Source organism: Phytopseudomonas daroniae (assembly GCF_004327285.1).
Lineage (GTDB): Bacteria > Pseudomonadota > Gammaproteobacteria > Pseudomonadales > Pseudomonadaceae > Aquipseudomonas > Aquipseudomonas daroniae.
This window is the reverse complement of sequence record NZ_QJUI01000005.1, coordinates 64,446-87,416: the sequence shown is the minus strand read 5'-3', so window position 1 is coordinate 87,416 and position 22,971 is coordinate 64,446. Positions and strand designations below refer to the sequence as shown.

Genomic DNA, 22,971 nt, shown 5'->3' with positions numbered 1-22,971 from the left:
GCACAACAAAGCCCGCGATTCTAACAGCCGAAATCTTCTGACCCGCGGGCGAATCCGACGGGCTGTCATTCACTTTGTCGTAATCTGGAGCGGCGCTTTGTTTTCTCCCACTTCATCCGTTGCCTGGGCGTTGGCCCTGACCGCTCCTCTGGCACTGGCCGATGCCACGTCGCCCAGTCCCCTCGAGCAGCAGCTCACCGAACCCAGCCTGACCTGTGTATCGCCCGTCCTGAACCTTACTGCCAAGGATCGCGAATGGCTGGAGCCCTTCTATCTGCTGCGTGGTGCGCAGCCGGTGTGGAGTGAGCAGAACCTGCCGGCACTGTTCGCTCAGTTGGAGAATCTGGTGGACGATGGCCTGGAGCCGCGCGCCTATCACCTGGAACCGCTACGTGAACTGACGGCGGTCGAGAGCCCTTCGCCGCGCCTTTCGGCCTGTGTCGAGGTGCTCGCCACCACGGCCTATCTGCAGGCATTGCGTGATCTGGCCTACGGGCGGCTGGAGCAGTCCCGTGTCGAGCCGCTCTGGGAGCCCGAGAGCATGGCCGTGCAGCAGAGCCAGGCGCCCTTGCTGGCGATCGCTCAGACGGGGCTGACGGATCCGGCACAGGCCTTCGAGCAGGCGCGCCCGGATTTCAGCCCCTATCGCGCGCTGCGCCAGCGCTATGCCGAGCTGCGCCGGCAGGCGTTGCCGCAATGGCTGGCGATTCCGGGCGGAACACTGTTGCGCCCTGGCGCGGTGGACGGGCGGGTGCCGCTGCTGGAGCAGCGACTGCAATTGCATGGCGATCTGTCCCAGGGCGCTCCGGCGCTCGTCGCCGAGGAAACCTCGGTATACACGACGGCGCTGGTCGAAGCGGTCAAGGCGTTCCAGCGCAACCATCTGCTCAAGCCCGACGGCATCGTCGGCCCCGGTACGCTGGCCGAACTGAACCGCTCGGCCAGTGAGCGCATGGATCAGATTCGTATCAACCTGGAGCGTCTGCGCTGGTTGTCCCACGAGATCGAGCCGACCAGCGTGCTGATCGACGTCGCTGGCGCCGAAGTGATGTTCCTACGCGATAACGCAGTCGTCTGGCAGGCACGTACTCAGGTCGGGCGTCCGGCACGGCCGACACCGCTGCTGCGCTCGCGTATCACCCACCTGACCCTGAACCCGACCTGGACGATTCCGCCGACCATCCTGCGCGAAGACAAGCTGCCGGAACTGCGCCGCGATGCGGCCGGCTACCTGGCGGCCAACCATATGCGAGTGATCGACTATGAGGGAAATACGGTCGACCCGCGCAGCGTCGACTGGGAACGCCCCGGTCGTGTGATGATCCGTCAGGAGGCCGGGGCGCACAGCCCGCTCGGCAAGGTGGCGATCCGCTTTCCCAATCCCTTCTCGGTGTACCTGCACGACACGCCGAGCCAGCGCCTGTTCGACAACCTGCCACGGTTGTTCAGCTCGGGTTGCGTACGCATCGAGCGGGTAACCGAACTGGTCGATCAGCTACTCGCCGAAGCTACACCCAGCGAGCGTGCGCGTATCGCCAGGCAGTGGGAAAGTGGTCGCACGCTGCGCGCCGATCTGCCGCGACCGGTGCCGATCCTCATGGCCTACTGGACGGCGCAGGTTGGCGGTGACGGGCAACTGCAGTTCCGCCCGGATATCTATGGCCACGATGCCCGCCTGCTGAAGGCGCTGGATGCCTCCAACCGGATCTAGGATGGCAGTTAGAAGGAGTAAGCAGCCGGTCGGTGACCCGCGTTGAACCATGGATCACGGCCTTCTGCAACCGCGATGGTGGATGAGAAGAGCGTCATCCACCCTACACGTCGAGCAGAACGTAGGTTGGATTAGCGAAGCGTAATCCGACATTTGCACGGCACATCCGATACAAATTTTGACCGGCCGCTTGCGCCTTTTTGTAGCCTGCCCTTCAACGGTGTTCGGGCAGCTGCTCGAACAGGCTGCGGCACACGCCGATGATGTGCTGGTCGAGCAGGGTGACCGCACGTTCGACATCCTGGCTGCGGCAGGCGGCGATGATCTCGCGGTGCTCGCGGTCGGCGCGATCCTTGCCCTCTGACAGACTCATCTGCATGCGCAGATAACGTTCCAGCTTGTCGTGGATGGAGCGGATCAGGTTCACCAGAAACGGTCGCTGTGCCGGCTCGTACAGGCAGGCATGCAGTTGCCAGTTCAGTTCGGCCCAGCGGCCGATGTTGTCTTCGCCGATGAACTCCTCGCAGATGCGTTCGGCACGGGCGAAGGTTTCCTCGGTCATATTGGGAATGGCCAGGCGCAGCACCTTGTCCTCGAGGAGGATGCGCACCTCGAACATCTGCGCCAGTTCCGGCTCGGAAATACGCGTGACCACCGCCCCCTTGTTGCGCTGGAACACCACCAGCCCCTCGGCCTCCAGGCGCTTGAGCGCCTCGCGCACGGGAATCTTGCTGACGTTGAACAGTTTGGCGATGTCGTCCTGGCGCACCGGTTCGTCTTCGGCGAAATGCCCGGAGACGATGGCGTCGCGCAGGTGCTTGGTGATCACCTCCGAAGCAGACGGAGCGATACCCAGGTTGGGTGCATTGAATCGAGGTAGAGGCACGCGGCGGCACCGAATGGAGGAAGGTTTTGGATATCATATACGAAATTGTCAGGGCAGATTCGTCACGCTGCTGAAATGCTCGGCGAGGGCGCCGATCTGCGTGCGCTGGTTGCGCACGAAAGCGAAGAACGCCTGTGCCACCGGCGACAGGTATTTGCCTCGCGGATGCACCACGCACCAGCTGCGCAGCAGCGGCAGTTCGACCACCGGCAGCTCGCGCAGTACCCCCAGTTGCAGTTCGCGACGTACTGCATGGCGCGGCAGCAGCGCCAAACCCAGTCCGGCGATCACTCCTTCGCGTTGCCCTTCCATGGAGCCGACTTCCTGCAGCTGGGCGAAATGCGCGCGTTTCTGATGGCAATATTCTTCGCAGGCCCGCCGCGTGCCGGAGCCGGGCTCGCGTACCAGCAATGGCCAGGCGCACAGATCCTGCAGCTGCAGCGTGGTCTGCGCGCATAGCGGATGATCGGGTGGTGCCACGGCGATGATCGGATTGTTGAGAAAGGGCAGAAACTCCAGAGGCATATCCGCCGGTACCTGGGACATGATCAGCAGGTCGTCGCGGTTGGCGCTCAGGCGCCTGACCGCCTGCGCGTGATTGACCACCGTCAGTTGCAGGCTGACCTCCGGGTGTTCGCGGCGAAAGGCGGCGAACAGGTGGGGCATGAAGTATTTGGCGCTGGACTCGATCGCCAGGCTCAACTGGCCCTGCAGCGAACCCTGCAGATCCGCCAGTTGCATGTCCAGGCTCTCCAGGCGGCCGAAGATGTCGGCGCTGGCGCGCTGCAGCGCTTCGGCGGCTTCGGTCAGGTACAGCTTCTTGCCCACGTAGTCGAACAGCGGCTGGCCAAGCAGCTCTTCAAGCTGGCGAATCTGCAGGCTGACCGCCGGCTGGGTCAGGGACATTTCCTCGGCGGCGCGGCTGTACGAACGGTTGTCGCATACCGAGCGGAATACCTGAAGCTGACGAAATGTCATGCGCAGCAATGACTTACGAATTTCATTCACCTCTTTCGCGATGGATTTTCGTCAAGCATAAGCTTTTACTAATGCCTAACCCAATAATTATTGATTTTGGTTAATCCATTAGCGGGCGTAGGGTGAAGCGCAAGGCCGAGAGGACGTACCGCGGCCATACGCCGACCCGCTTCGGGTCGCCTGTTCACGTGATCGAGGATGCTGGCTCGTGATCAAGAAAATCCTGATAGCCAACCGTGGCGAGATCGCCGTGCGCATCGTGCGAGCCTGCGCCGAGATGGGCATTCGTTCGGTGGCCATCTATTCGGACGCCGACCGCCAGGCCCTGCACGTCAAGCGCGCCGACGAGGCCTATGGCATCGGCGACGATCCCCTGGCCGGCTACCTCAACCCGCGCAAGCTGGTGAACCTGGCTGTGGAAACCGGCTGCGACGCGCTGCACCCCGGTTATGGCTTTCTCTCCGAGAACGCCGAACTGGCGGAAATATGCGCCGCCCGCGGCATCAAGTTCATCGGCCCGAGTGCCGAGGTGATCCGCCGCATGGGCGACAAGACCGAAGCCCGCCGCAGCATGATCAAGGCCGGTGTGCCGGTAACGCCGGGCACCGAGGGAAATGTTGCGGGTATCGAGGAGGCGCTGCTCGAAGGCGAGCGTATCGGTTATCCGGTGATGCTCAAGGCGACCTCCGGTGGCGGTGGCCGCGGCATCCGGCGCTGCAACAGCCGTGAGGAACTGGAACAGGCGTTCCCGCGGGTGATTTCCGAGGCGACCAAGGCCTTCGGTTCGGCCGAGGTGTTTCTCGAGAAGTGCATCGTCAACCCCAAGCACATCGAGGCGCAGATCCTCGCCGACAGCCACGGCAATACCGTGCACCTGTACGAGCGCGACTGCTCGATCCAGCGGCGCAACCAGAAGCTCATCGAGATCGCGCCCAGCCCGCAACTGACGCCCGAGCAGCGCGCCTATATCGGCGACCTGGCCGTGCGCGCCGCCCAGGCGGTGGGCTACGAGAATGCCGGTACCGTGGAGTTCCTGCTCGCCGAGGGCGAGGTGTACTTCATGGAGATGAATACCCGGGTGCAGGTGGAGCACACCATCACCGAGGAAATCACCGGCATCGACATCGTCCGCGAGCAGATCCGCATCGCGTCCGGTCTGCCGCTGTCGGTCAAGCAGGAAGACATCCAGTATCGCGGCTTCGCCCTGCAGTTCCGCATCAATGCCGAGGATCCGCGCAACAACTTCCTGCCATCGTTCGGCAAGATCACCCGCTACTACGCGCCCGGCGGCCCCGGTGTGCGCACCGACACGGCGATCTACACCGGCTACACCATCCCGCCGTACTACGATTCCATGTGCCTGAAGCTGATCGTCTGGGCGCTGACCTGGGAAGAAGCCCTGGCCCGTGGCTCTCGTGCGCTGGACGACATGCGTGTGCAGGGCGTGAAGACCACCGCCACCTACTACCAGCAGATTCTCGCCAACGACGAGTTCCGCAGCGGGCGCTTCAACACCAGTTTCGTCGATAACCATCCCGAGCTGCTGAACTACTCGATCAAACGCAAGCCGGGCGAACTGGCCCTGGCCATCGCCGCCGCCATCGCCGCCCATGCCGGCCTGTGAGGAACGCACCATGACAAGAAAGATCACGGTTACCGACACCATCCTGCGCGACGCCCACCAGTCACTGCTGGCCACACGCATGCGCACCGAAGACATGTTGCCGATATGCGAAAAGCTCGACCGGGTCGGCTACTGGTCGCTGGAAGTGTGGGGCGGCGCGACCTTCGACGCCTGCGTGCGTTTCCTCAAGGAAGACCCATGGGAGCGTCTGCGCGAGCTGCGTGCGGCGTTGCCCAACACCCGCCTGCAGATGCTCCTGCGCGGGCAGAACCTGCTCGGCTACCGGCACTACAGCGATGATGTGGTCAGCGCTTTCGTCGCCAAGGCGGCGGAGAACGGTATCGACGTGTTCCGCATCTTCGACGCCATGAACGACGTGCGTAACCTGCGCGTCGCCATCGAGGCGGTGAAGGCTGCCGGCAAGCACGCCCAGGGCACCATCGCCTACACCACCAGCCCGGTGCACACCATCGAGGCCTTCGTCGCCCAGGGCAAGGCCATGCAGGCCATGGGTATCGACTCCATCGCCATCAAGGACATGGCCGGTCTGCTCACGCCTTACGCCACGGCCGATCTGGTCAAGGCGCTGAAAGCCGAGATCGATCTGCCGGTATTTATCCACAGCCACGACACGGCGGGTCTGGGTTCGATGTGTCAGCTCAAGGCCATCGAGGCCGGCGCCGACCATATCGACACGGCCATTTCCAGCTTCGCCTGGGGCACCAGCCATCCCGGTACCGAGTCCATGGTCGCCGCGCTCAAGGGCAGTGAATACGACACCGGCCTGGATCTTTCGCTGATCCAGGAGATCGGCATGTACTTCCACGCCGTGCGCAAGAAGTACCACCAGTTCGAAAGCGAATTCACCGCGGTCGATACCCGGGTGCAGGTCAATCAGGTGCCGGGCGGGATGATTTCCAACCTGGCCAACCAGCTCAAGGAGCAGGGCGCCCTGAACCGCATGAACGAAGTGCTGGCGGAGATTCCGCGGGTGCGCGAAGACCTCGGCTTCCCGCCGCTGGTGACGCCGACCTCGCAGATCGTTGGTACCCAGGCGTTCTTCAACGTGCTCGCCGGCGAGCGCTACAAGACCATCACCAACGAAGTGAAGCTGTATCTGCAGGGCGGTTACGGCCAGGCGCCGGGCAAGGTCAGCGACAAGCTGCGCAAGCAGGCCATCGGCAACGAGGAGGTGATCGACGTGCGCCCGGCCGACCTGCTCAAGCCGGAAATGGACAAGCTGCGCGGCGAGATCGGCGCCCTGGCCAAATCCGAAGAGGATGTGCTGACCTTCGCCATGTTCCCGGATATCGGCCGCAAGTTCCTCGAAGAGCGCGAAGCCGGCAGCCTGGTTCCGGAGGTGTTGCTGCCCATTCCTGATGGCAGCGGCGTGGCGGCGGTAGGCGGTGCGGGCGTGCCGACCGAGTTCATCATCGATGTGCATGGCGAAAGCTACCGCGTGGATATCACCGGCGTCGGCGTGAAGGGCGAGGGCAAGCGGCACTTCTACCTGTCCATCGACGGCATGCCGGAAGAGGTGGTGTTCGAAGCGCTCAACGACTATGTCGCCGGCGGCGGTGGCGGCAAGCGTCGCACCGCCAGCGCGCCGGGCGATGTGAGCACCAGCATGCCGGGAAATATCGTCGATGTGCTGGTCAAGGAGGGCGACACTGTCAAGGCCGGTCAGGCCGTTCTGATCACCGAGGCGATGAAGATGGAAACCGAAGTGCAGGCGCCGATCGCCGGTACCGTGAAGACGGTACACGTGGCCAAGGGCGACCGCGTCAACCCGGGTGAAGTGCTGATCGAGATCGAAGGCTGACAGCCAGCTACCGTTTACCTCTGGGAGCCGCAAGGCTCCCTTTTTTTGCCCGGCAATTGGTGCGTGCATCGCAATTTTCTGCATGCCGTCGTCCGCTTCGTCGAGGTCGCTTGCAATGTCCAGGAGGCTTTTGCACCATGCGCCGCGCGCGTGGCACGGCCATCGCGAGCATTCCCGGATAGCGGTTGGCTATCCGCCAAAAGGCGCCTGTGATCGGGTGCCGAGTCGATCTTCTCTATAAGGACATTCCATGTTGCGTCGCTGCACTCTTCTCATGCTGTTGCTCAGCCTTGTTGCCTGCTCCAACGGCCGCAAGATCGACTATGCCCATGCCTACCCGACAGTTCCCCAGGCGTTCGCCAAGACCGTCGAAGTGCAGGTGATCGATGACCGCCCCTACGTGCTCTCCGGCAACAAGAAGGGCCATTTCGTGGGGCTGACCCGCGGCAGCTATTACATCCCCTATGACGTCAATACCCGTTCCGGCAAGCCGCTGGCGCAGGAGCTGCAGCAGTCGCTGCTGGGTGGTTTCGAACGCAAGGGCGTGGCCGCCCGGGGTACGTCAGGCATCGTCCGCGGATGCCATGCTGCTGTCGATTCGGGTGCGCGAGTGGAAAAGCGAGCGCTTCATGGGCGTGGTGCTGACCCACGCTCTCACGGTTGAAGTGTTCGACAGCCAGGGCCAGCGCCTGGCATCGGTGCCGCTACAGGGCTCGTCCAGCGTTTATGACTTCACCGATTCCGGCAAAGCCATTCTGTCCAGCGTGTTGACCCAGCAAGGCGTACAGAAAGCCCTGAGTGGTGAGCAGATCGAGGTCGTCGAGGCGGCCGAGATCGAAGAAGGCTCGGTGCGCCGTGACCCTGCGGGCCTGTTCACTCCGCCGATGGCCCGTGACGGGGTGTTCTGAGGACACTTTGCCCCCGCGGCTCAGTTGGTTTGTGAAGGCTGGCGGGGTGGTAGGGTAGCCATGAGGTTGCTGTGTGCAGTAATCGGTGGCCTGCTGCTCGGCTACGGTTCGCGCCTGGCAATATCGGCGCCTACTTCAGTGGTATCGCCTCCGGCAGTCTGCACGGCTGGCTGTGGCTGGTGGCAGCGTTCATCGGTAATGGCGTGGGTGCGCGCCTGCGGCCATTCTTCTTTCCGGGCGAGCGCCGTGAGGCGAAGCTGACGGGATGCTGATGGCCAGCCGTGCAAAGCCCGCGGTGCTACCCCTTGGCGCGCTGGGGGCTTTGGTTGAGCGGCTGCCAGTCACTGTAACAACGGCGACCGCGACTTTGGGCTGATCGACTACTCCGGTGGAGCGCTGTAGCCCCTGCTGACGAACGCCTGGCATAGGGTGGATAAGCGAGGTGAACGCCTGATTCAGTGCAACCCAGCAGCGAAATTTCCCGTTTTTTCGGATCCCTTCGGGAGCAAGTTGTTATAGCCTTGCTGTCCTGGCGACAATCGCCCGCGTCGCAATTGGTTGATTCGCCAAACATTTTGTTACGTCCCAGGTGATCGTAACGACACCATCTGACGTTGCACGGACGCATCTGCGTTCACTCTCTCGGTACTGGTGCTTACCAGCCCTGGCGCCGTTCCTGCCGGCCACGAGCCGCAATGGATAGAACAAAAAGGACATCCTCGATGGAACAACTTCTCGCTGTGCTTTCGGCCATCAGTGGCTTTATCTGGGGGCCATTCCTGCTCATCCCCCTGTTGCTGCTCACCGGCCTGTACCTGACCATTCGCCTGCGTGGCCTGCAGTTTCGCGTGCTCGGCCATGCCTTCTGGCTGGCCTTCGTCAAACGCAAGGAAAAGGGCGACGTACCGGGTGACGTCTCCCACTACCAGGCCCTGGCCACCTCGCTGGCGGCGACCATCGGTGTCGGTAATATCGCCGGGGTGGCCACGGCCATCGGTATCGGCGGCCCCGGCGCATTGTTCTGGATGTGGATGACCGGCCTGGTGGGCATGGCCACCAAGTACTCGGAAGCGCTGCTGGGCGTGAAGTACCGGGTCACCGATGCCAAGGGCGAGCAGAGCGGCGGGCCGATGTACTACCTGACCCGTGGCGTCGGTGGCACCCTGGGCAAGAGCCTGGGCATCGCCTTCGCGATTTTCGGCGCTATCGCCGCCTTCGGCATCGGCAACATGGTTCAGGCCAATACCGCGGCGCACCAGTTGCAGGACACCTGGGGCATTTCGCCGACCGTCAGTGGTCTGGTTCTGGCCATTGCCACGGCAGTGGTGATCATTGGCGGGATCAAGAGCATCGGCCGCTTCGCCGCGGCGGTGGTGCCGGTGATGATCGTGCTCTACATCATCAGCAACATAGCCGTGCTGGTGGTGTTCGCCGACCAGTTGCCGGCGGCGATAACCCTGGTGTTCACCGATGCCTTCAGCGGCAGTGCAGCGGCTGGTGGCTTCCTCGGTTCCAGCATTATCCTGGCGGTGCAGATGGGCGTGGCACGCGGCATCTTCTCCAACGAGTCGGGCCTGGGTACCGGCGCCATCGCTGCCGCCGCGGCCAAGACCGACAAGCCGGTGCGCCAGGCCATGGTGTCGATGACCCAGACCTTCCTCGACACCCTGGTGATGGTGACCTTCACCGCCATGGCGATCATCGTCACCGGTGCCTGGACGCAGGAAGGCCTGAAAGGCGCGCCAATGACCGCCTGGGCCCTGGAGCAGGGCCTTGGCGGCGGCTGGGGCATCTACACGGTGACCATCGGCGTGCTGGTCTACGCCTACACCACCATTCTCGGCTGGTCGTACTACGGCGAGCGCTGCATGGAGCGGCTGATGGGCCGGGTGGCGGTGATGCCGTACCGGCTGATCTTCTCGATGGTGGTATTCGTGGGTGCGGTCACTTCGCTGGAAGTGGTGTGGACCTTCTCCGATATCGCCAACGGCCTGATGGCCCTGCCCAACCTGATCGGCTTGCTGCTGCTCTCCGGCATCGTGGTCAAGGAAACCCGCGATTACATGAGCCGCAAGAACTGGAAGACCGAGGACTGATCGCCCGACATAGAGAACCAACGTAGGAGCCAGCTTGCTGGCGATGGCGGTGGCGAAATTCACGCTCGTGTCGAGGGTGAAATCGCTTCGCCGGCAAGCCGGCTCCTACGGGGCTTTGGTATCCGTCAAAGCGTGTAGGGTGGATCACGCTTCACCGATCCACCGTTGCGGTGGACGTGAAAAGCGACGTCCACCGCAACGGGGCTGATCGGCCTTCCTATCGCGTGCCTGCAACCAACGGTCGCCTGTCTGGCGAGTCCTTTATCAAAGTCCGCAGACGCTGCCGTCGCTACGCGGGTCGGCGGCACCTTCCAGCACGCCGTTGGGATGGCGAAGCAGGGCACCGGCATGGCCCATGGTGTCGCTGAAGGCCTCGTCCAGCACGTCCACCACATGCCCGGCCTGGCGCAGCCGTTCGACCAGCTCGGCGGGGAAGCGGTTTTCCAGCTTGAGCGTGGTACTGACATCACCCCAGGTGCGCCCCAGTAACCAGCGCGGTGCACTGACCGCGGCCTGCAGGTCGCTGCCCAGGCGGTAGCGACTGAGGATCGCCGCCTGGGTCTGCGGCTGACCTTCACCACCCATGGTGCCGTAGCTCAGGGTGCGGCCATCGTCGAACAGCGCCAGGGCCGGGTTGAGGGTGTGGAACGGCTTGCGCCCTGGCTCCAGGCTCTGCAGCGCGGCGGGATCGAGGGAAAAGCTGATGCCACGGTTCTGCCAGGCCACGCCGGTAGACGGTAGCACCACCCCGGAGCCGAATTCCCAGTACACGCTCTGGATGAAACTGACGGCGCGGCCCTGGTCATCGATGCAGCCCATCCAGATGGTGTCGCCCGGCGCGGCCGGTTGCGGCCAGGGCAGCGCCTGCCGCGGGTCGATGGCGGCAGCCAGGCGTTGCAGGTTGGCGATGTCGAGCAGGCTTTGTGGATCCTCCGGGACGCGGCCAGGATCGGTCACCACGCGGTCGCGGATCAGGAACGCCTGCTTGGTCGCTTCGACCAGCCCGTGCACATGGGCGAAACCCTCGGCCTGGGTGATGCCGAGCTGTTCGAAGATGCCGAGTATCAGCAGCGAGGCCAGGCCCTGGGTCGGCGGCGGCATGTTGTACAGGGTGGCGTCGTGCAGGCGCACGCTCAGCGGTGCGACCGCACGCGCCCGGTAGGCCTGCAGGTCGGCCAGGCGCAACGGGCTGCCCAGGCGTTCGAGCTCGGCGGCCATGCGCATGGCCAGTTCGCCGCGATAGAAGTCGTCCAGCCCGGCGTCGGCCAGGCGCTGCAGGGTGTCGGCCAGGGCCGGCTGGCGCAGCAGATCGCCCTCCTCGGGCGCCTGGCCGTCGTTCAGGTAGACCTCGGCGAAACCGGGTACATCCTGCAGTTCGGCCAGCTTGCTGCGGGTCAGCTGCGCCTGGCTGCGGCTGACCACGATACCGCGACGGGCGTGGCCGATGGCGTCGGCCAGCAGCTCGGGCAGCGGCATGCCGGGGCCCCAGTGGGCGGTCTGCGCCAGGGCTTCGGCCCAGCCGCCGATGGTGCCGGCCACGGTCAGCGCGGCCAGCGGGCCGCGGCTGGGAATCTGCGCGTGACCGGCGTAGAAATCGCGATCGGCGAGGGCGGCACTGCTGCCGCAGGCATCGATGGCCAGGGGCTGCTTGCCCGGCTCGTGGATCAGCCAGAAGCCGTCGCCGCCGATGGCGTTCATGTGCGGGTAGACCACGGCGATGGTCGCGGCCGCGGCGACCATCGCCTGTACGGCGTTGCCGCCGGCCTTGAGCACGTCGCGCCCGGCCTGGGCGGCAAGATGGTGGGGCGCGACGAACAGGCCACCGGTGGCGTGGGTGCTTTTCAGCATGGGGGTATCCTTGTCGTTCTTGTGATAGCCGCGCCGATCATAACCGGCGCGGCCACGGCAGGGGGCACTACCAGCCGATGGCGGCCGGCAGCCAGGTGGCCAGGGCCGGGAAGCAGAACACCACGGCCACGGCGAGCATCTGCAGGAACACGTACGGCAAGGCGCCAATGTAGATGTCCCGTGTGCTGATGCCCGGTGGCGCGACGCCCTTGAGGAAGAACAGCGCCCAGCCGAACGGAGGTGTCAGGAACGACATCTGCAGATTCAGCGCGACCAGGATGCCCAGCCACACCAGATTGGTGTCGTAGGCGATGAATACGGGCAGGAACATCGGCAGGGCGATATAGGAAATCTCGATCCACTCGAGGAAGAAGCCGAGCACGAACAGCACCGCCATGAGGAACAGGATCGCCCCCAGCTCGCCGCCTGGCAGCATGGTGAACATATCGTGTACCAGCGCCTCGCCGCCGAGGCCGCGGAAGGCCAGGGAGAAGGGCTGCGAGCAGAGCAGGATGAGAAAGATCATCGCGCTGATGGTCAGGGTGCCATGCAAGGTGGCCTTGAGTGTCGGCCAGCTCAGACGGCCGGCGCAGGCGGCGATGATCAGCGCGCCGAGAGCACCCATGGAGGCCGCTTCAGTGGGGGCGGCGACACCGCCGATGATCGAGCCGAGTACCGCCATCACCAACAGCAAGGGCGGCAGCACGCTACGCGCCATGTCCTTGAGCAGTTGCTTGCGGCTGGTCAGGGCGCGCTCTTCGGCGGGAATCGCCGGCACCCAGTCCGGGCGCAGCCAGCCCAGTACCAGCATGTAGGCCACGTAGATCAGCGCCAGCACCAGGCTGGGGATGAAGGCCGCGGCGAAGATCGAGCCCACCGACTGGCCGAGGATGTCCGACAGCAGGATCAGCACCAGGCTTGGCGGGATGATCTGGCCCAGCGTACCGGAAGCGCAGATGGTGCCGCAGGCGATGGTCTTGTTGTAGCCACGGCGCAGCAGGGTGGGCAGGGTCAACAGGCCGATGGTCACCACCGTAGCACCGACGATACCGGTGGACGCGCCGAGCAGCACGCCAACCAGGATGATCGCCAGGCCCATGCCGCCATTCAGGCCGCCCATGGCGCGGCCGATGGTGTCGAGCATGTCTTCGGCGACCCTGGACTTCTCCAGCATCACCCCCATAAAGGTAAATAGAGGTATCGCCAGCAGGGTGTAGTTGCTGACCACGCCGAACATGCGTGCCGGCAACAGCGCGAAGAGCATCGGGCCGAAGCCGATCATGCCGGCGACGAAACCGGACACGGCCAGGGAAATGGCCACCGGCACCCCCGCCATCATCATGGCGAAGAAGCCGATGACCATGGCGATGGCCAGCCATTCGTTGGGGCTCATGCGCGCACCTCTCTGGGCGATGCGGGCTGGAGCAGGGTGCACAGGGCACGCAGACTGTCGGCCACACCTTGCAGACCGAACAGGGCGAAACCCAGGGGCAGGAAGGCCTTGATCAGGAAGCGGTAGGGCAAGCCACCTGGGTCGGGTGACCCTTCGCCCATGTTGTAGGACTGCATCGTGTAGTTGAACGCCAGGCGGGCGATGTAGAAGCCGATCGCTGCGGTGGCGATACCACTGAACAGATCGACCGCCGCCTTGGTCTTGACGCCGAACTTCTCGTAGAGAAAGTCCACGCGCACGTCCTGGCGGTGCTTGAGGGTGTAGGCGATACCGAGCAGGGCGATGGGCGAGATCAGGTACCACTCCAGCTCTTGCAGGGCGACCGGGCTGAGGTCGAACAGATAGCGCATCAGCACATCGAAAGACACCAGCAGCACCAGTAACAGCACACAGGCCCGGGCAATGGCGCCCAGTGCCTCGACCAGTCCTTCGATACGGGTGACGAAATACATCATGCCTCGTCCATCCCGATGTTCATGAAGGCCTTCTCGCTCACCGACGCCCAGGAGATGTACTGCTTGCGGAAGGCGAAGAAGTGCTCGTAGACCTTCTTGGTCGCCGGGTCGGCGGCGGCCATGCTCGACAGGGTGTCGCGGGTGACCTCGTGCAGGCGTTTGATGATGTCGTCCGGCAGTGGTCGGGCGATGACGCCCTGGTTGTTGACCAGATCCTGCAGGGCCTCGGCGTTGACCGCGTCGCACCACGACCAGCTGTCGTTGTTGCAGGCCTGGGCGCAGGTGCGCACGATCGCCTGCAGGTCGGCGGGCAGGCTGTCCCAGGCCTGCTTGTTGATGATCAGCTCGGTGACGTTGGTCGGCTCGTGCCAGCCGGTGGTGTAGTAGTTCTTCGCCGCCTTGTGCAGGCCCATGCGTCGATCCTGGTAGGGGCCGACGAACTCGGCGGCATCGATCACGCCACGTTCCAGAGCCGGGAAGATCTCGCCGCCCGGCAGCAGACGCACGGCCACATCCAGCTCGCTGTAGACCTTGCCGGCCAGACCCGGGATACGCATCTTCAGGCCCTTGAGGCTATCGACATTTTCCAGCGGCTGGCGGAACCAGCCGGTCATCTGCGTACCGGTGTTGCCTATCGGCATCGGTACCAGGCCGTGGGGCTCGTAGAGTTCCTCCCAGAGCTTCAGGCCGCCACCGTTGTACAGCCAGGCGTTCATGCCCTGGGTGTTCATGCCGAACGGTACGGCGGTGAAGAACTGCGCCGCGGGGATCTTGCCGGCCCAGAAGAAAGCGTTCGCCGCGTTCATTTCCACCATGCCACTGGAGACGGCGTCGAAGCCCTCCAGCGCGGGAATCAGTTCACCGGCGGCGAAGTGCTGGATCTTCAGGCGGCCGCCGGACATTTCCTCGACGCGCTTGCAGAAGTCGGTGGGGCTGCCCGGGCCCTGCACGTAGAACGGCGAGCCTGGCGCGTAGGCGTTGGTCATCTTCCAGTTGAAGGTCTTGCCGCTGACTGCCGCACTGGCCACGCCGCTGGCGCCCAGAGCCAAACCAGCACCTGCCGCGAGGGCGCCGGCGCCGATGAAATTACGTCGATTGAGGCTCATGGGGATTCTCCTTTCACTGTGGCTATTACGGCGGGCGTTTGCCTGCCGGATGTAAAGTCGCTTTAGGAGACCCTTCAGCAACTGCCATGCCAGGAGAAAATTATTTTAACTATATGATTTACAAGGATAAATATTTTTACCTTGTAGTTTTCAAAGAAATGGATCGCACAAAAAACAGGCGCAGGTGATGCTGGTGAGGTGACGAAACGGCAGCCAGGGCCAGGAATACTGAACATTTGTCAGGTCATGTCAGCTATCTGGGTACGTTCCGGTAAGCAGGGCCGTGGTGAGCGTGCGAATGTCAGTTGTGCACCAAAACGTACCGGCGGCACGCTTTTAACGCAGTGCGCCGGCCTGGCCATTTCGCTTCAAAGGCGCGCGCCGCCACGCCGATGCTTGACCCGCGTCATCAGCGCCTTGCAGTCGACCGTAAGGATTTCCGGGTGATTGAAGATGTGCTGGCGGACGAAGGCATCGAAGGTTTCGTAGCTGTCGGTCAGGGTATGGATGTGCAGGCTTTTCAGGTCGCTCATGATGTACAGGCTGACCACTTCCATGGTCGCGGAAAGCCGCTCGGCGACAGCCTCGATGGCGTGTGGCGCCACGGTCAGATCGACGAAGGTGGAGATGCCCTTGCCGAGCTTCTCCGGGTTCACCACGGCGGTGAATTTTTCGATCACCCCGCTCTCCACCAGCGCCTGCACCCGGGTGCGGGCGTGGGCGCGGGAGATGTTCAGTTGCCGGGCGATATCGGCGAAGGAGGTGCGTGAATCCTTGATCAGGATATTCAGCAGCGCATTGTCCAGTTTGTTCATGGGTAGAGACTTATCGAAACGATGATCGCAGAAGGGATGCGCTTTGCATGCCAACATTCTCGGGGAGGCCGCTGGGCGTGTGCCAGGTGATTGCAGTCCTTCAGTACAACGTGCAGCGATTGGTCACCAATCGCCCGCGAGCAGGCTCCTATGGGATCGCGGCAAGCCAAAGCCCGTGTAGGAGCGCCGACCTCGGCGCGATAGGGTTGCAGCCAATCAGCAAAACCTGTGGCGCGACCGCAATTTCGTTGTCAGAACAGCTTGCGATACTGCTCGAACCCCGAGCGCTCGCCGATGCGCTCGTAGAGCAGCTTGGCCTTGGCGTTGGTTTCGTGGGTCAGCCAGTGCACGCGGGAGCAACCGGCTTCCTGGGCGACGGTGTAGACGTGCTCGATCAACTGTCGGCCGACGCCGTTGCTGCGCACGTCCCTGGCGATGAACAGATCCTGCAGGTAACAGTAATCGCCGGTCGTCCAGCAGGAGCGGTGGTAGATCCAGTGCACCAGGCCAATGGCTTCGCCGTCGCGCCAGGCGAGTGCAGCGAACATCGGTTCGGCCGGGTCGAGGAAGCGTTGCCAGGTCACGGCGCTGGTTTCGGCATCGATCTCGGTCATGTAGAAGCGCTGATACCCCTGCCACAGCGGAAGCCAGGCGGCATGATCAGCGGCAGTTACGGAGCGGATTTCGACGGGGATGCGAATGGTCATCGGCAGATCCTCCAGTGGATGGTTGGCGTCCATCCTGCGTCGTCCGCTTGAGGACCGCAAGGACTCGTCACATCCCTCGCCAGGTTTGCCGGGAGATACGTCCACTGTGCATCATGGCGTCTTGATCCCGCCGTGATTCCTGCGCCTTGGCAAACGTCTAGCCATCATCGATCCGGCAGCGCCGGACAGAACTGCGAGTGCACCCATGCAAGCGTTGTTGAACGAGATTCTCGAGCAGGCCCGGCCGCTGATCGGTCAGGGCAAGGTGGCCAGTTACATCCCCGCGCTGGCCGATGTGCCGGCCAATCAGTTGGGCATTGCGGTGTATGGCAATGATGGCGAGCTATTCCATGCCGGTGACGCGCAGACGGCGTTTTCCGTGCAGAGCATTTCCAAGGTGTTCAGCCTGGTGCAGGCGATTCAGCACAGTGGTGAAGATATCTGGCAGCGCCTTGGTCATGAGCCGTCCGGGCAACCATTCAATTCGCTGCTGCAACTGGAGCTGGAAGGCGGCCGGCCGCGCAACCCCTTCATCAATGCCGGGGCGCTGGTGGTCTGCGATATCAACCAGTCGCGTTTCGCCGCTCCGGCGCTCTCGATGCGCGATTTCGTCCGGCGTCTGTCGGGCAATGCCTATGTATCGGTGGACAGGCGCATTGCCGATTCCGAGTACCAGTATCGTGCGCGCAACGCGGCCATGGCGTACCTGATGCAGTCATTCGGCAACTTCCACAACGATGTCGAGGCGGTGCTGCGCAACTACTTCAGCCACTGTGCCCTGAGCATGAGTTGCATCGACCTGGCGCGGGCCTTTTGCTTTCTGGCCAATGACGGTTTCTGCAAACACAGTGGCGAACAGGTGCTCAGCGCACGGCAGACCCAGCAGGTCAATTCGATCATGGCCACCAGCGGCCTGTACGACGAGGCGGGCAACTTCGCCTACCGTGTCGGCCTGCCGGGCAAGAGCGGTGTCGGTGGCGGTATCGTTGCGGTGGTGCCGGGGCAGTACACCATCTGCGTGTGGTCGCCGGAGCTGAATGCCGCCGGCAACTCGCTGGTCGGCATGGCCGTGCTGGAGTTGCTCAGCGAGCGTATTGGCTGGTCGGTTTTCTGAGGGGACGGGATCGAAGCGCGCTTCGATCCCTGATGGTCGCAGGCGGCCGTGGTGGCAGCCGGGAGATCAATGGGTGTCGCGATATTCTTTGCGCAGCAGCATCTGGTCGTTTGGCAGGCAGCTGCCCGGCGTGACGCCAGTCAGGTCATAGCAGCTTTCGCGAAAGCCCATCGGCCAGTAAATGATGCTGTACGGCGGCCAGAAGATCGAGACCACGCGAAAGCGTGTGCGCAACTTGCCTTCGGAGAGGGTTTCTCCGGTGGCGCTGGTCAGCTTGTACGGCACACCGCTGCTGCGGTTCCAGAAAAACGGGCGAACTTTGACCAGCCCTTGCGAATGTTGCTCGCTGCGCTCGTTGATGCTGACGGTGCTGTGCTCTGGCAGTTTGAAGAAGGCTTTGGTCGAGCAGCCGGTGATGGCGAGGATGAGCAAGAGAAAAATGCTGGGGCGAAGCAGGGGCATGCAGTGACGTCCTTGTGGGGCGGGAGTGGATACGGAAACGGCCGCTACTCGGCCGGCGCGGGACTATACCGGCTAGGCGCGCCTGGTTCCATGACGTGCTCCACGGATCAATGCAGGCAGGGTGTTGTTATGAGGAGATAGCGGCAGGGAAGCATCGTCGCAGCCTGCGAAGGGCCGCTTCTGCCTCACCCATGGTTATCCATGCCGAAACGTCGAAAATCTGACCTGAGCATGCCCGGCAGAGCGAACCTCTGCCGGGCATGCCGCCTACCCACCGATCAGAAGCGCGACTGCCACTGCAGCACCAGGCCATGGTTCTGCGCCTTGCTGCCCTGCTCACCGCTATAGCCGACGCCCAGGGTCTGAGTCGGGCTGATGCCCAGATCCAGCCCTGCTTCGACCAGCAGGCTGTCGCGATCCAGGGCGCTGCCTTCGACGCTGAATGCACTGCCGCCGCTGAGGAATGACTGCCGTGCGCTGCTGTCGAGGTTCCCGTAGGTGTGGCGCCAGCCGAGGCTGGCTCGCGGAGTCAGGCTCATGCCGTTATCCAGGGTGCCGAGATGGGCCAGGCGCAGCCCCAGCGTACTGCTGAGATTGTCCTGCTTCTGGCTGTCGACATGCAGCGCGGCGGCGCCACCTTTCTCGTCATAGGATTCGTGGCTGTAGCGCTGGTAGCCGATACCGGCGAAGGGCTCGGCAAGCAGGCGGCCGCTGGCGACCTGATAGCCCAGCTCGGCGAAGGCCTGCTGGCTATTGGCGTCGTAGTCGCCACGCAGGCGATCGCTGAAGCCGGCGAACTCCACCTGCCGCTTGCTGCTGTTGTCGTGGCGGCTGTAGGCAGCACCGAGGCGCAAGGCGAAGGGGCCGCTCTGGCGCAGGGCATAGATCCCCAGGTGCAGGCTGTCGATATCGCTGGAGGTACCGGATCCAGCATCCACATCGGTACGTGCATAACCGCCCAGCACGCCGACACGCCAGACCGAATCCAGCGCCCAGTCGGCACCGAGCACGACGCCGCGGGTGTCCTGGGTCAGGTCATGAGCACCGTCGCTACCGTCGAGTTTGCCGTGGCTGCCGAGGCCCTGCAGCCACAGGCGGCCCTGTGCGCGTGGGTCGTTGAGGTTGCGGGCTTCGTTGGGGATGCCATTGGCGGCGAGCAGAGGAGCGTTCTCGCGCAGCAGGGAGGTCTGCAGATTGGCGCTACCGCCCATCTGCTGCATGGCGCCAAGCATGCTGCTGCTCACCAGGGCGCTGCCGGCCAGGCTGGCGGTCATCAGGCTGGCATTGCTGCTGGCGGCCAACTGATCGAGGGCGCTGGAGGCGCTGCCCGTGCTGCTGGTCAGCAGGGCCTGGTATAGCGCACCGCTACCCTGGGCCTCCAGGACATTGGCCACGCCACGGCCGTTGGCGCTGCGCGCCAGGTCGGCGAAGCTGCGGTCGTTGCGTGCCAGGGTCAGGTCGACGTTGTGAGCACCGTACTGCAAGGTTGGGGTAAGGAAGGCCAGGTTGCTGCTGAAATCGGCAAAGGTGCCGGTAATCGCACCGTCAGCCTGGAGCACCTGATAGCTGCTCTGCAGTGGGTAGTCTCCCGCAAGCGCATCGATGCGCAGGTTGGCACCGTTCAGGGCGACATCGCCGCCGACACTGAGCGTATTGCTGGCGCCTCCGGGGCTGACCGTCAGCGCCAGGGTCGAGCCGCTGGCCAGGTTCAGGTTGCCGCCGATGACACCGCCGCCGAAGGTTGCGCCGTTGTCGACCTGCACATCGCCCTGCAGGGTGCCCAGGTTGAGCAGGCTGGCACCACTGTAGATGCGCGTGCTGGCGCTGAAGTCGTCGCTGTCCAGGCTCCAGGTGCCGCTGCGTACATCCAGATTTTCGAAGTTGAGGCTGTTGCCGAAACGGCCCCCCGCGGCATCGTCGAGCACTACCCTGTCGATGCCCGCACCGCCATCGACACTGCCGATGAAGCGTGCCGTGGAAAGCACGGTCAGGCTGTCGTCGCCATCGCCCAGATCCACGGCCAGGCCGTTGAGGCCTTCGATCAGGCCGGCGTTGATCAGGCTGTCGTTACCGCCGCCCATCTGTACGGCTGCTGCTGCTGCGGTGGTGCTGTTGTCCTCGTCGACGCGGGTGGTGTCGAGGCCGCCACGGATGACCCCGCCGGCATGGTTGATCAGCACGTCGTCGAAGTTGCCGACCAGGCCGATGGCGGCTTCGTCCGCGCCGATGATGCTGCCGGCGTTCTCGATGCGAACCACGCCGCCAAAGGCGGTGCTGGTGCCGCGACCGCTCGCTACCGCGGTACCGGCGGCGCCGTCGTCGATGAGGATGCCCTTGGACTGGCCGAAGATGCTGGCGCCGGCATGGTTGATGATGGTGCCGCCGCCGGCGGCGATGCCGTCCGCACCGTTGGGGTTGCCGCCGGAGTCGAAACCGCCGGCGCCGGTGCCTTCGATGCGACCGTAGTTCTCGACGTAGGCGATGCCGTCGATGTCGACGCCGTCACCATCGCCGTTGTCGATGGTCAGGCCCAGGCCTTCGTGGTCGTAGACGTTGCCGGCACCGGCGTAGTTGCCGCTGATCAACCCGTAGTTGAACACCACGCCATGACCGTCGAAGCCGACGCCGGAGCCGTTGTTGCCGATGATCTGGCCATCGGCGTAGTTGATCACCACCGGGTTGAGGATCTGGATGTTCTCGGTGGTGATGCCGTCGACCACCTTGTCGAAGGTCACGCCATCGCCGTCCGCGCTGCGGATGATCAGGCGCTCCAGGCCGATCAGGTTGCTGTCCGCGTTGGCGGCCAGCGGGTCGCCGCCGTCGATGCCATGGCGCGGGCCGGTGATGGTGCCGTGGTTGAGGATGGCGACGTTGGCGCGTTCGTTCTCGATGGCCACGCCATCGGCGGCGGAGACGTCGGCTCCGCAGCCTACCGAGGCCGCCATGTAGTCAGGGCAACTGGTGTTGACCAGGCCGGTGGAGAAGATATGACCGTAGTTGGTCAGGGTGAAATTGCTGCCCAGGCGCAGGGCGTCGTTGCCGGTGGAGCTGATCACCGCCGTGCGATTGTCCACGGCACCGTTGATGATCTGGTTGTGCTCGCTGGTGTAATCGAGGTCGGCCTTGATCGCGCGTTCGCCGCCGATAGCGGCGCCGACCTGCTCGATGGTGCCCTGATTGTCGATGACGTACTGGCCGTCCTCCTTGTTGAGGCGGATGGTCTGTGCGCCGCTGGAGCTGATCACACCGGTTTTTTCATTGCTGATGGTCAGTGTCTGCCCGTTGGCGTTGGCATCGATGGCGCGTTGTGTGCCGGTATGCGCGATGGTGCCCGCGTTGTGGATGACGTACGAGCCGTTCTCTGAGTTGAGGTGGAGGGCGCTTTCGCCTGTGCCACTGGTGCTGATGGTGCCGGTATTGTTGAGGGTCAGGCTCGAGCTGGCGCCATTGATATGGATGGCGCGTTCGGCACTGCTGATGGTGCCCGCATTGTTGATGAGGTATTGGCCGTTCGCGCGGGCGAGGCGGATGGCCGCGGCGCTGTTGGAATTGATCACACCGCTGCTTTCGTTGTTGATGGTCAGGCTCGGCGTGCCGTCGTTGGCATCGATGGCGCGAGCGCTGCCGGTCTGCTCGATGGTGCCGGCGTTGTTCAGTACCGAGGTGCCAGTCTTGACGTCGACCGCCACGGTGGTACCGCTGATGCTCAGGGTGCCGCCTTGTTCGACGGTGCCGGTGTTGCCATCGTTCAGTGTTTGCCCGATGGTCTGGGTGGTACCTGCGCCAACGGTGAAATCGGCCCCGACGGCCTGGCCGGCGAGAGCGGCCTGCAGGGCGAGTACCAGGGGAAGGGGTCGCAACAGCGGGTTCAGTCGAGGCATGGGGCACCAGTCGTTGGAATAATAAGGCCAGCGACTATGCCCACATGATGTTACGGAGATTTGACGGTCAGTCTTCGGCGCACTCACCGCACAGATCGAGCGCGAACAAACGTTCCACTTCAGCCTGCGCCAGGCCGACGCCCAGCAGGGCGAACAGCTTGCCCAGCGCTGCCTCGCGAGTCATGCCGCCGGCCGATACCAGGCCAACCGAGGCCAACTGACTGCCCGCTGCGTAGACACCGAATTCCACATGTCCCTGGGGACACTGGCTGATGGCAGCCAGCACCACGCCGCGTGCGTGGGCTTCGCGCAGCACCTCGAGCAGCTCGGTGTTATCGGACGGGCCGGTGCCGCTGCCGTAGCATTCCAGCAGCAGGCCTTGCACGCCGCTGCCCAGCAACGCGTGCAGGTGGCTGGCGCGCAAGCCGGGGATCAGCGGCAGGCTGAGCAGGTTGACCGGCTGACGCGGCTGGCGGAAGTCGATGTGCGCGGGCAGCTCGGCCAGGCGCTCGCCCTGGCGCAGGCGCGGCACGATCTGGAACGCGTCGAAGGCATCGCTGCGCAGTTTGCTGACGCGAGCGCCATGCATCAACGCTCCGTCGAAGTACAGGTGCACGCCCGGCTGAACACCGTCGTGCAATGCCTGCATCGCGCCGAACAGGTTGCGCCAGGCATCGCTGTTCTCGGCGCCTGCTGGCAGCATGGAGCCAGTCAGCAGCACTGGCACCGGCAGGCCCAGCAGCAGGAAGCTCAACGCTGCGGCGCTGTAGGCCAGGGTGTCGGTGCCATGCAGCACCAGCACGCCGTCGCAGCCATGCTGCTCGACGCCCTGACGGATCGCCGCGACCATCGCCAGCCAGTTGTCCTGGCTCATGTTGGCGCTGTCGATCGGCGGCAGCAGCTCACGGAAAATCCACGTGGGCACCTGTTCGGACTGTTCTGTCTGTTGTGCGCGCAGACGCGCCTCGAAGCCGGAGGCCGGGGCCAGGCCGGCAGCGCTCATCTGCATGCCGATGGTGCCTCCGGTATAGAGCACGAGGACATTCAAGGAAGGCATAGGGCACCTTAAGTGCAAGCGAAGGCGAAGTCCGATCCGCTGCGGCGA

The 22,971-nt window shown here is 63.9% G+C and carries 18 protein-coding genes and 1 pseudogene; 8 read left to right on the top strand and 11 right to left on the bottom strand.

The genetic code is table 11. The annotated features are described in order from the left end of the window. The first annotated feature begins 97 nt into the window (after nucleotides 1-97). Nucleotides 98-1,711, top strand: a complete 1,614-nt coding sequence (locus DNK06_RS07000) for a L,D-transpeptidase family protein (RefSeq protein ID WP_131179316.1) — start codon at nucleotides 98-100, stop codon at nucleotides 1,709-1,711. A 214-nt stretch (nucleotides 1,712-1,925) separates the two neighbouring features. Here DNK06_RS07000 and DNK06_RS06995 read toward each other — a convergent pair whose 3' ends face one another. Next, on the bottom strand, nucleotides 1,926-2,597 hold the full coding sequence (locus tag DNK06_RS06995) for a GntR family transcriptional regulator (protein WP_131179315.1): 672 nt from the start codon (nucleotides 2,595-2,597) through the stop codon (nucleotides 1,926-1,928). A 48-nt stretch (nucleotides 2,598-2,645) separates the two neighbouring features. After that, the gene (locus tag DNK06_RS06990; protein WP_131179467.1) at nucleotides 2,646-3,596 is read right to left on the bottom strand and encodes a LysR family transcriptional regulator; all 951 of its coding nucleotides are present in this window, start codon (nucleotides 3,594-3,596) and stop codon (nucleotides 2,646-2,648) included. Nucleotides 3,597-3,783: 187 nt separating this feature from the next. Here DNK06_RS06990 and DNK06_RS06985 point away from each other — a divergent pair, with 187 nt between their 5' ends. The 6 genes and pseudogenes from DNK06_RS06985 to DNK06_RS06960 all read left to right on the top strand — a co-directional run bounded on the left by DNK06_RS06985 (nucleotide 3,784) and on the right by DNK06_RS06960 (nucleotide 10,025). Further along, nucleotides 3,784-5,199 (top strand): acetyl-CoA carboxylase biotin carboxylase subunit, encoded by a 1,416-nt coding sequence (locus DNK06_RS06985; protein WP_131179314.1) that lies wholly within the window; start codon nucleotides 3,784-3,786, stop codon nucleotides 5,197-5,199. A 10-nt stretch (nucleotides 5,200-5,209) separates the two neighbouring features. Continuing rightward, on the top strand, nucleotides 5,210-7,021 hold the full coding sequence (oadA, locus tag DNK06_RS06980; protein ID WP_131179313.1) for a sodium-extruding oxaloacetate decarboxylase subunit alpha: 1,812 nt from the start codon (nucleotides 5,210-5,212) through the stop codon (nucleotides 7,019-7,021). A gap of 250 nt (nucleotides 7,022-7,271) precedes the next feature. Continuing rightward, nucleotides 7,272-7,685: a hypothetical protein gene (locus DNK06_RS06975; RefSeq protein WP_131179312.1), complete on the top strand. Its 414-nt coding sequence runs from the start codon at nucleotides 7,272-7,274 to the stop codon at nucleotides 7,683-7,685. Beyond that, a complete protein-coding gene (locus DNK06_RS06970) occupies nucleotides 7,651-7,929 on the top strand; it encodes a hypothetical protein (protein ID WP_131193501.1) in 279 nt (92 codons plus the stop codon). Before DNK06_RS06975 ends, DNK06_RS06970 begins: the two co-directional genes overlap by 35 nt. Before the next feature lie 57 nt (nucleotides 7,930-7,986). Further along, nucleotides 7,987-8,201: pseudogene (locus DNK06_RS06965) on the top strand (YeeE/YedE thiosulfate transporter family protein); the annotation flags it as partial. Between the two features lie 450 nt (nucleotides 8,202-8,651). Continuing rightward, nucleotides 8,652-10,025, top strand: coding sequence for an alanine/glycine:cation symporter family protein (locus DNK06_RS06960; RefSeq protein ID WP_207389966.1), 1,374 nt, complete (start codon nucleotides 8,652-8,654; stop codon nucleotides 10,023-10,025). Nucleotides 10,026-10,289: 264 nt separating this feature from the next. Here the strand turns inward: DNK06_RS06960 and DNK06_RS06955 are convergent, their stop codons facing one another. The 6 genes from DNK06_RS06955 to DNK06_RS06930 all read right to left on the bottom strand — a co-directional run bounded on the left by DNK06_RS06955 (nucleotide 10,290) and on the right by DNK06_RS06930 (nucleotide 16,409). Beyond that, a complete protein-coding gene (locus DNK06_RS06955; RefSeq protein WP_131179310.1) occupies nucleotides 10,290-11,873 on the bottom strand; it encodes a gamma-glutamyltransferase family protein in 1,584 nt (527 codons plus the stop codon). A gap of 67 nt (nucleotides 11,874-11,940) precedes the next feature. Further along, the gene (locus DNK06_RS06950) at nucleotides 11,941-13,266 is read right to left on the bottom strand and encodes a TRAP transporter large permease (RefSeq protein ID WP_131179309.1); all 1,326 of its coding nucleotides are present in this window, start codon (nucleotides 13,264-13,266) and stop codon (nucleotides 11,941-11,943) included. Beyond that, nucleotides 13,263-13,781, bottom strand: coding sequence for a TRAP transporter small permease subunit (locus DNK06_RS06945; RefSeq protein ID WP_131179308.1), 519 nt, complete (start codon nucleotides 13,779-13,781; stop codon nucleotides 13,263-13,265). Before DNK06_RS06945 ends, DNK06_RS06950 begins: the two co-directional genes overlap by 4 nt. Continuing rightward, nucleotides 13,778-14,887: a TRAP transporter substrate-binding protein gene (locus tag DNK06_RS06940; protein WP_131179307.1), complete on the bottom strand. Its 1,110-nt coding sequence runs from the start codon at nucleotides 14,885-14,887 to the stop codon at nucleotides 13,778-13,780. Before DNK06_RS06940 ends, DNK06_RS06945 begins: the two co-directional genes overlap by 4 nt. 368 nt (nucleotides 14,888-15,255) lie before the next feature. Further along, the gene (locus DNK06_RS06935; RefSeq protein WP_070881064.1) at nucleotides 15,256-15,702 is read right to left on the bottom strand and encodes an Lrp/AsnC family transcriptional regulator; all 447 of its coding nucleotides are present in this window, start codon (nucleotides 15,700-15,702) and stop codon (nucleotides 15,256-15,258) included. 251 nt (nucleotides 15,703-15,953) lie between these two features. After that, on the bottom strand, nucleotides 15,954-16,409 hold the full coding sequence (locus tag DNK06_RS06930; protein WP_207389970.1) for a GNAT family N-acetyltransferase: 456 nt from the start codon (nucleotides 16,407-16,409) through the stop codon (nucleotides 15,954-15,956). A 205-nt stretch (nucleotides 16,410-16,614) separates the two neighbouring features. On the opposite strand from DNK06_RS06930, the gene glsB reads away from it, so the two are divergent. Then, nucleotides 16,615-17,523, top strand: coding sequence for a glutaminase B (glsB, locus tag DNK06_RS06925; RefSeq protein WP_131179306.1), 909 nt, complete (start codon nucleotides 16,615-16,617; stop codon nucleotides 17,521-17,523). 66 nt (nucleotides 17,524-17,589) lie between these two features. On the opposite strand, the gene DNK06_RS06920 is transcribed toward glsB, so the two are convergent. From DNK06_RS06920 to DNK06_RS06910, 3 genes are all read right to left on the bottom strand, one after another. Further along, nucleotides 17,590-17,985: a hypothetical protein gene (locus tag DNK06_RS06920; RefSeq protein ID WP_131179305.1), complete on the bottom strand. Its 396-nt coding sequence runs from the start codon at nucleotides 17,983-17,985 to the stop codon at nucleotides 17,590-17,592. Nucleotides 17,986-18,263: 278 nt separating this feature from the next. Then, nucleotides 18,264-21,866: an autotransporter outer membrane beta-barrel domain-containing protein gene (locus DNK06_RS06915; RefSeq protein WP_131179304.1), complete on the bottom strand. Its 3,603-nt coding sequence runs from the start codon at nucleotides 21,864-21,866 to the stop codon at nucleotides 18,264-18,266. A gap of 67 nt (nucleotides 21,867-21,933) precedes the next feature. Next, a complete protein-coding gene (locus DNK06_RS06910) occupies nucleotides 21,934-22,923 on the bottom strand; it encodes an asparaginase (protein ID WP_131179303.1) in 990 nt (329 codons plus the stop codon). Nucleotides 22,924-22,971: the final 48 nt, after the last annotated feature.

Excerpts from the sequence above, each read along its gene's own strand:
- oadA (WP_131179313.1), top strand. The coding sequence starts at position 5,210 with ATGACAAGAAAGATCACGGTTACCGACACCATCCTGCGCGACGCCCAC.
- DNK06_RS06975 (WP_131179312.1), top strand. The coding sequence starts at position 7,272 with ATGTTGCGTCGCTGCACTCTTCTCATGCTGTTGCTCAGCCTTGTTGCC.
- DNK06_RS06970 (WP_131193501.1), top strand. The coding sequence starts at position 7,651 with ATGGGCGTGGTGCTGACCCACGCTCTCACGGTTGAAGTGTTCGACAGC.
- DNK06_RS06960 (WP_207389966.1), top strand. The coding sequence starts at position 8,652 with ATGGAACAACTTCTCGCTGTGCTTTCGGCCATCAGTGGCTTTATCTGG.
- DNK06_RS06955 (WP_131179310.1), bottom strand. The coding sequence starts at position 11,873 with ATGCTGAAAAGCACCCACGCCACCGGTGGCCTGTTCGTCGCGCCCCAC.
- DNK06_RS06950 (WP_131179309.1), bottom strand. The coding sequence starts at position 13,266 with ATGAGCCCCAACGAATGGCTGGCCATCGCCATGGTCATCGGCTTCTTC.
- DNK06_RS06945 (WP_131179308.1), bottom strand. The coding sequence starts at position 13,781 with ATGATGTATTTCGTCACCCGTATCGAAGGACTGGTCGAGGCACTGGGC.
- DNK06_RS06940 (WP_131179307.1), bottom strand. The coding sequence starts at position 14,887 with ATGAGCCTCAATCGACGTAATTTCATCGGCGCCGGCGCCCTCGCGGCA.
- DNK06_RS06935 (WP_070881064.1), bottom strand. The coding sequence starts at position 15,702 with ATGAACAAACTGGACAATGCGCTGCTGAATATCCTGATCAAGGATTCA.
- DNK06_RS06930 (WP_207389970.1), bottom strand. The coding sequence starts at position 16,409 with ATGACCATTCGCATCCCCGTCGAAATCCGCTCCGTAACTGCCGCTGAT.
- glsB (WP_131179306.1), top strand. The coding sequence starts at position 16,615 with ATGCAAGCGTTGTTGAACGAGATTCTCGAGCAGGCCCGGCCGCTGATC.
- DNK06_RS06920 (WP_131179305.1), bottom strand. The coding sequence starts at position 17,985 with ATGCCCCTGCTTCGCCCCAGCATTTTTCTCTTGCTCATCCTCGCCATC.
- DNK06_RS06915 (WP_131179304.1), bottom strand. The coding sequence starts at position 21,866 with ATGCCTCGACTGAACCCGCTGTTGCGACCCCTTCCCCTGGTACTCGCC.
- DNK06_RS06910 (WP_131179303.1), bottom strand. The coding sequence starts at position 22,923 with ATGCCTTCCTTGAATGTCCTCGTGCTCTATACCGGAGGCACCATCGGC.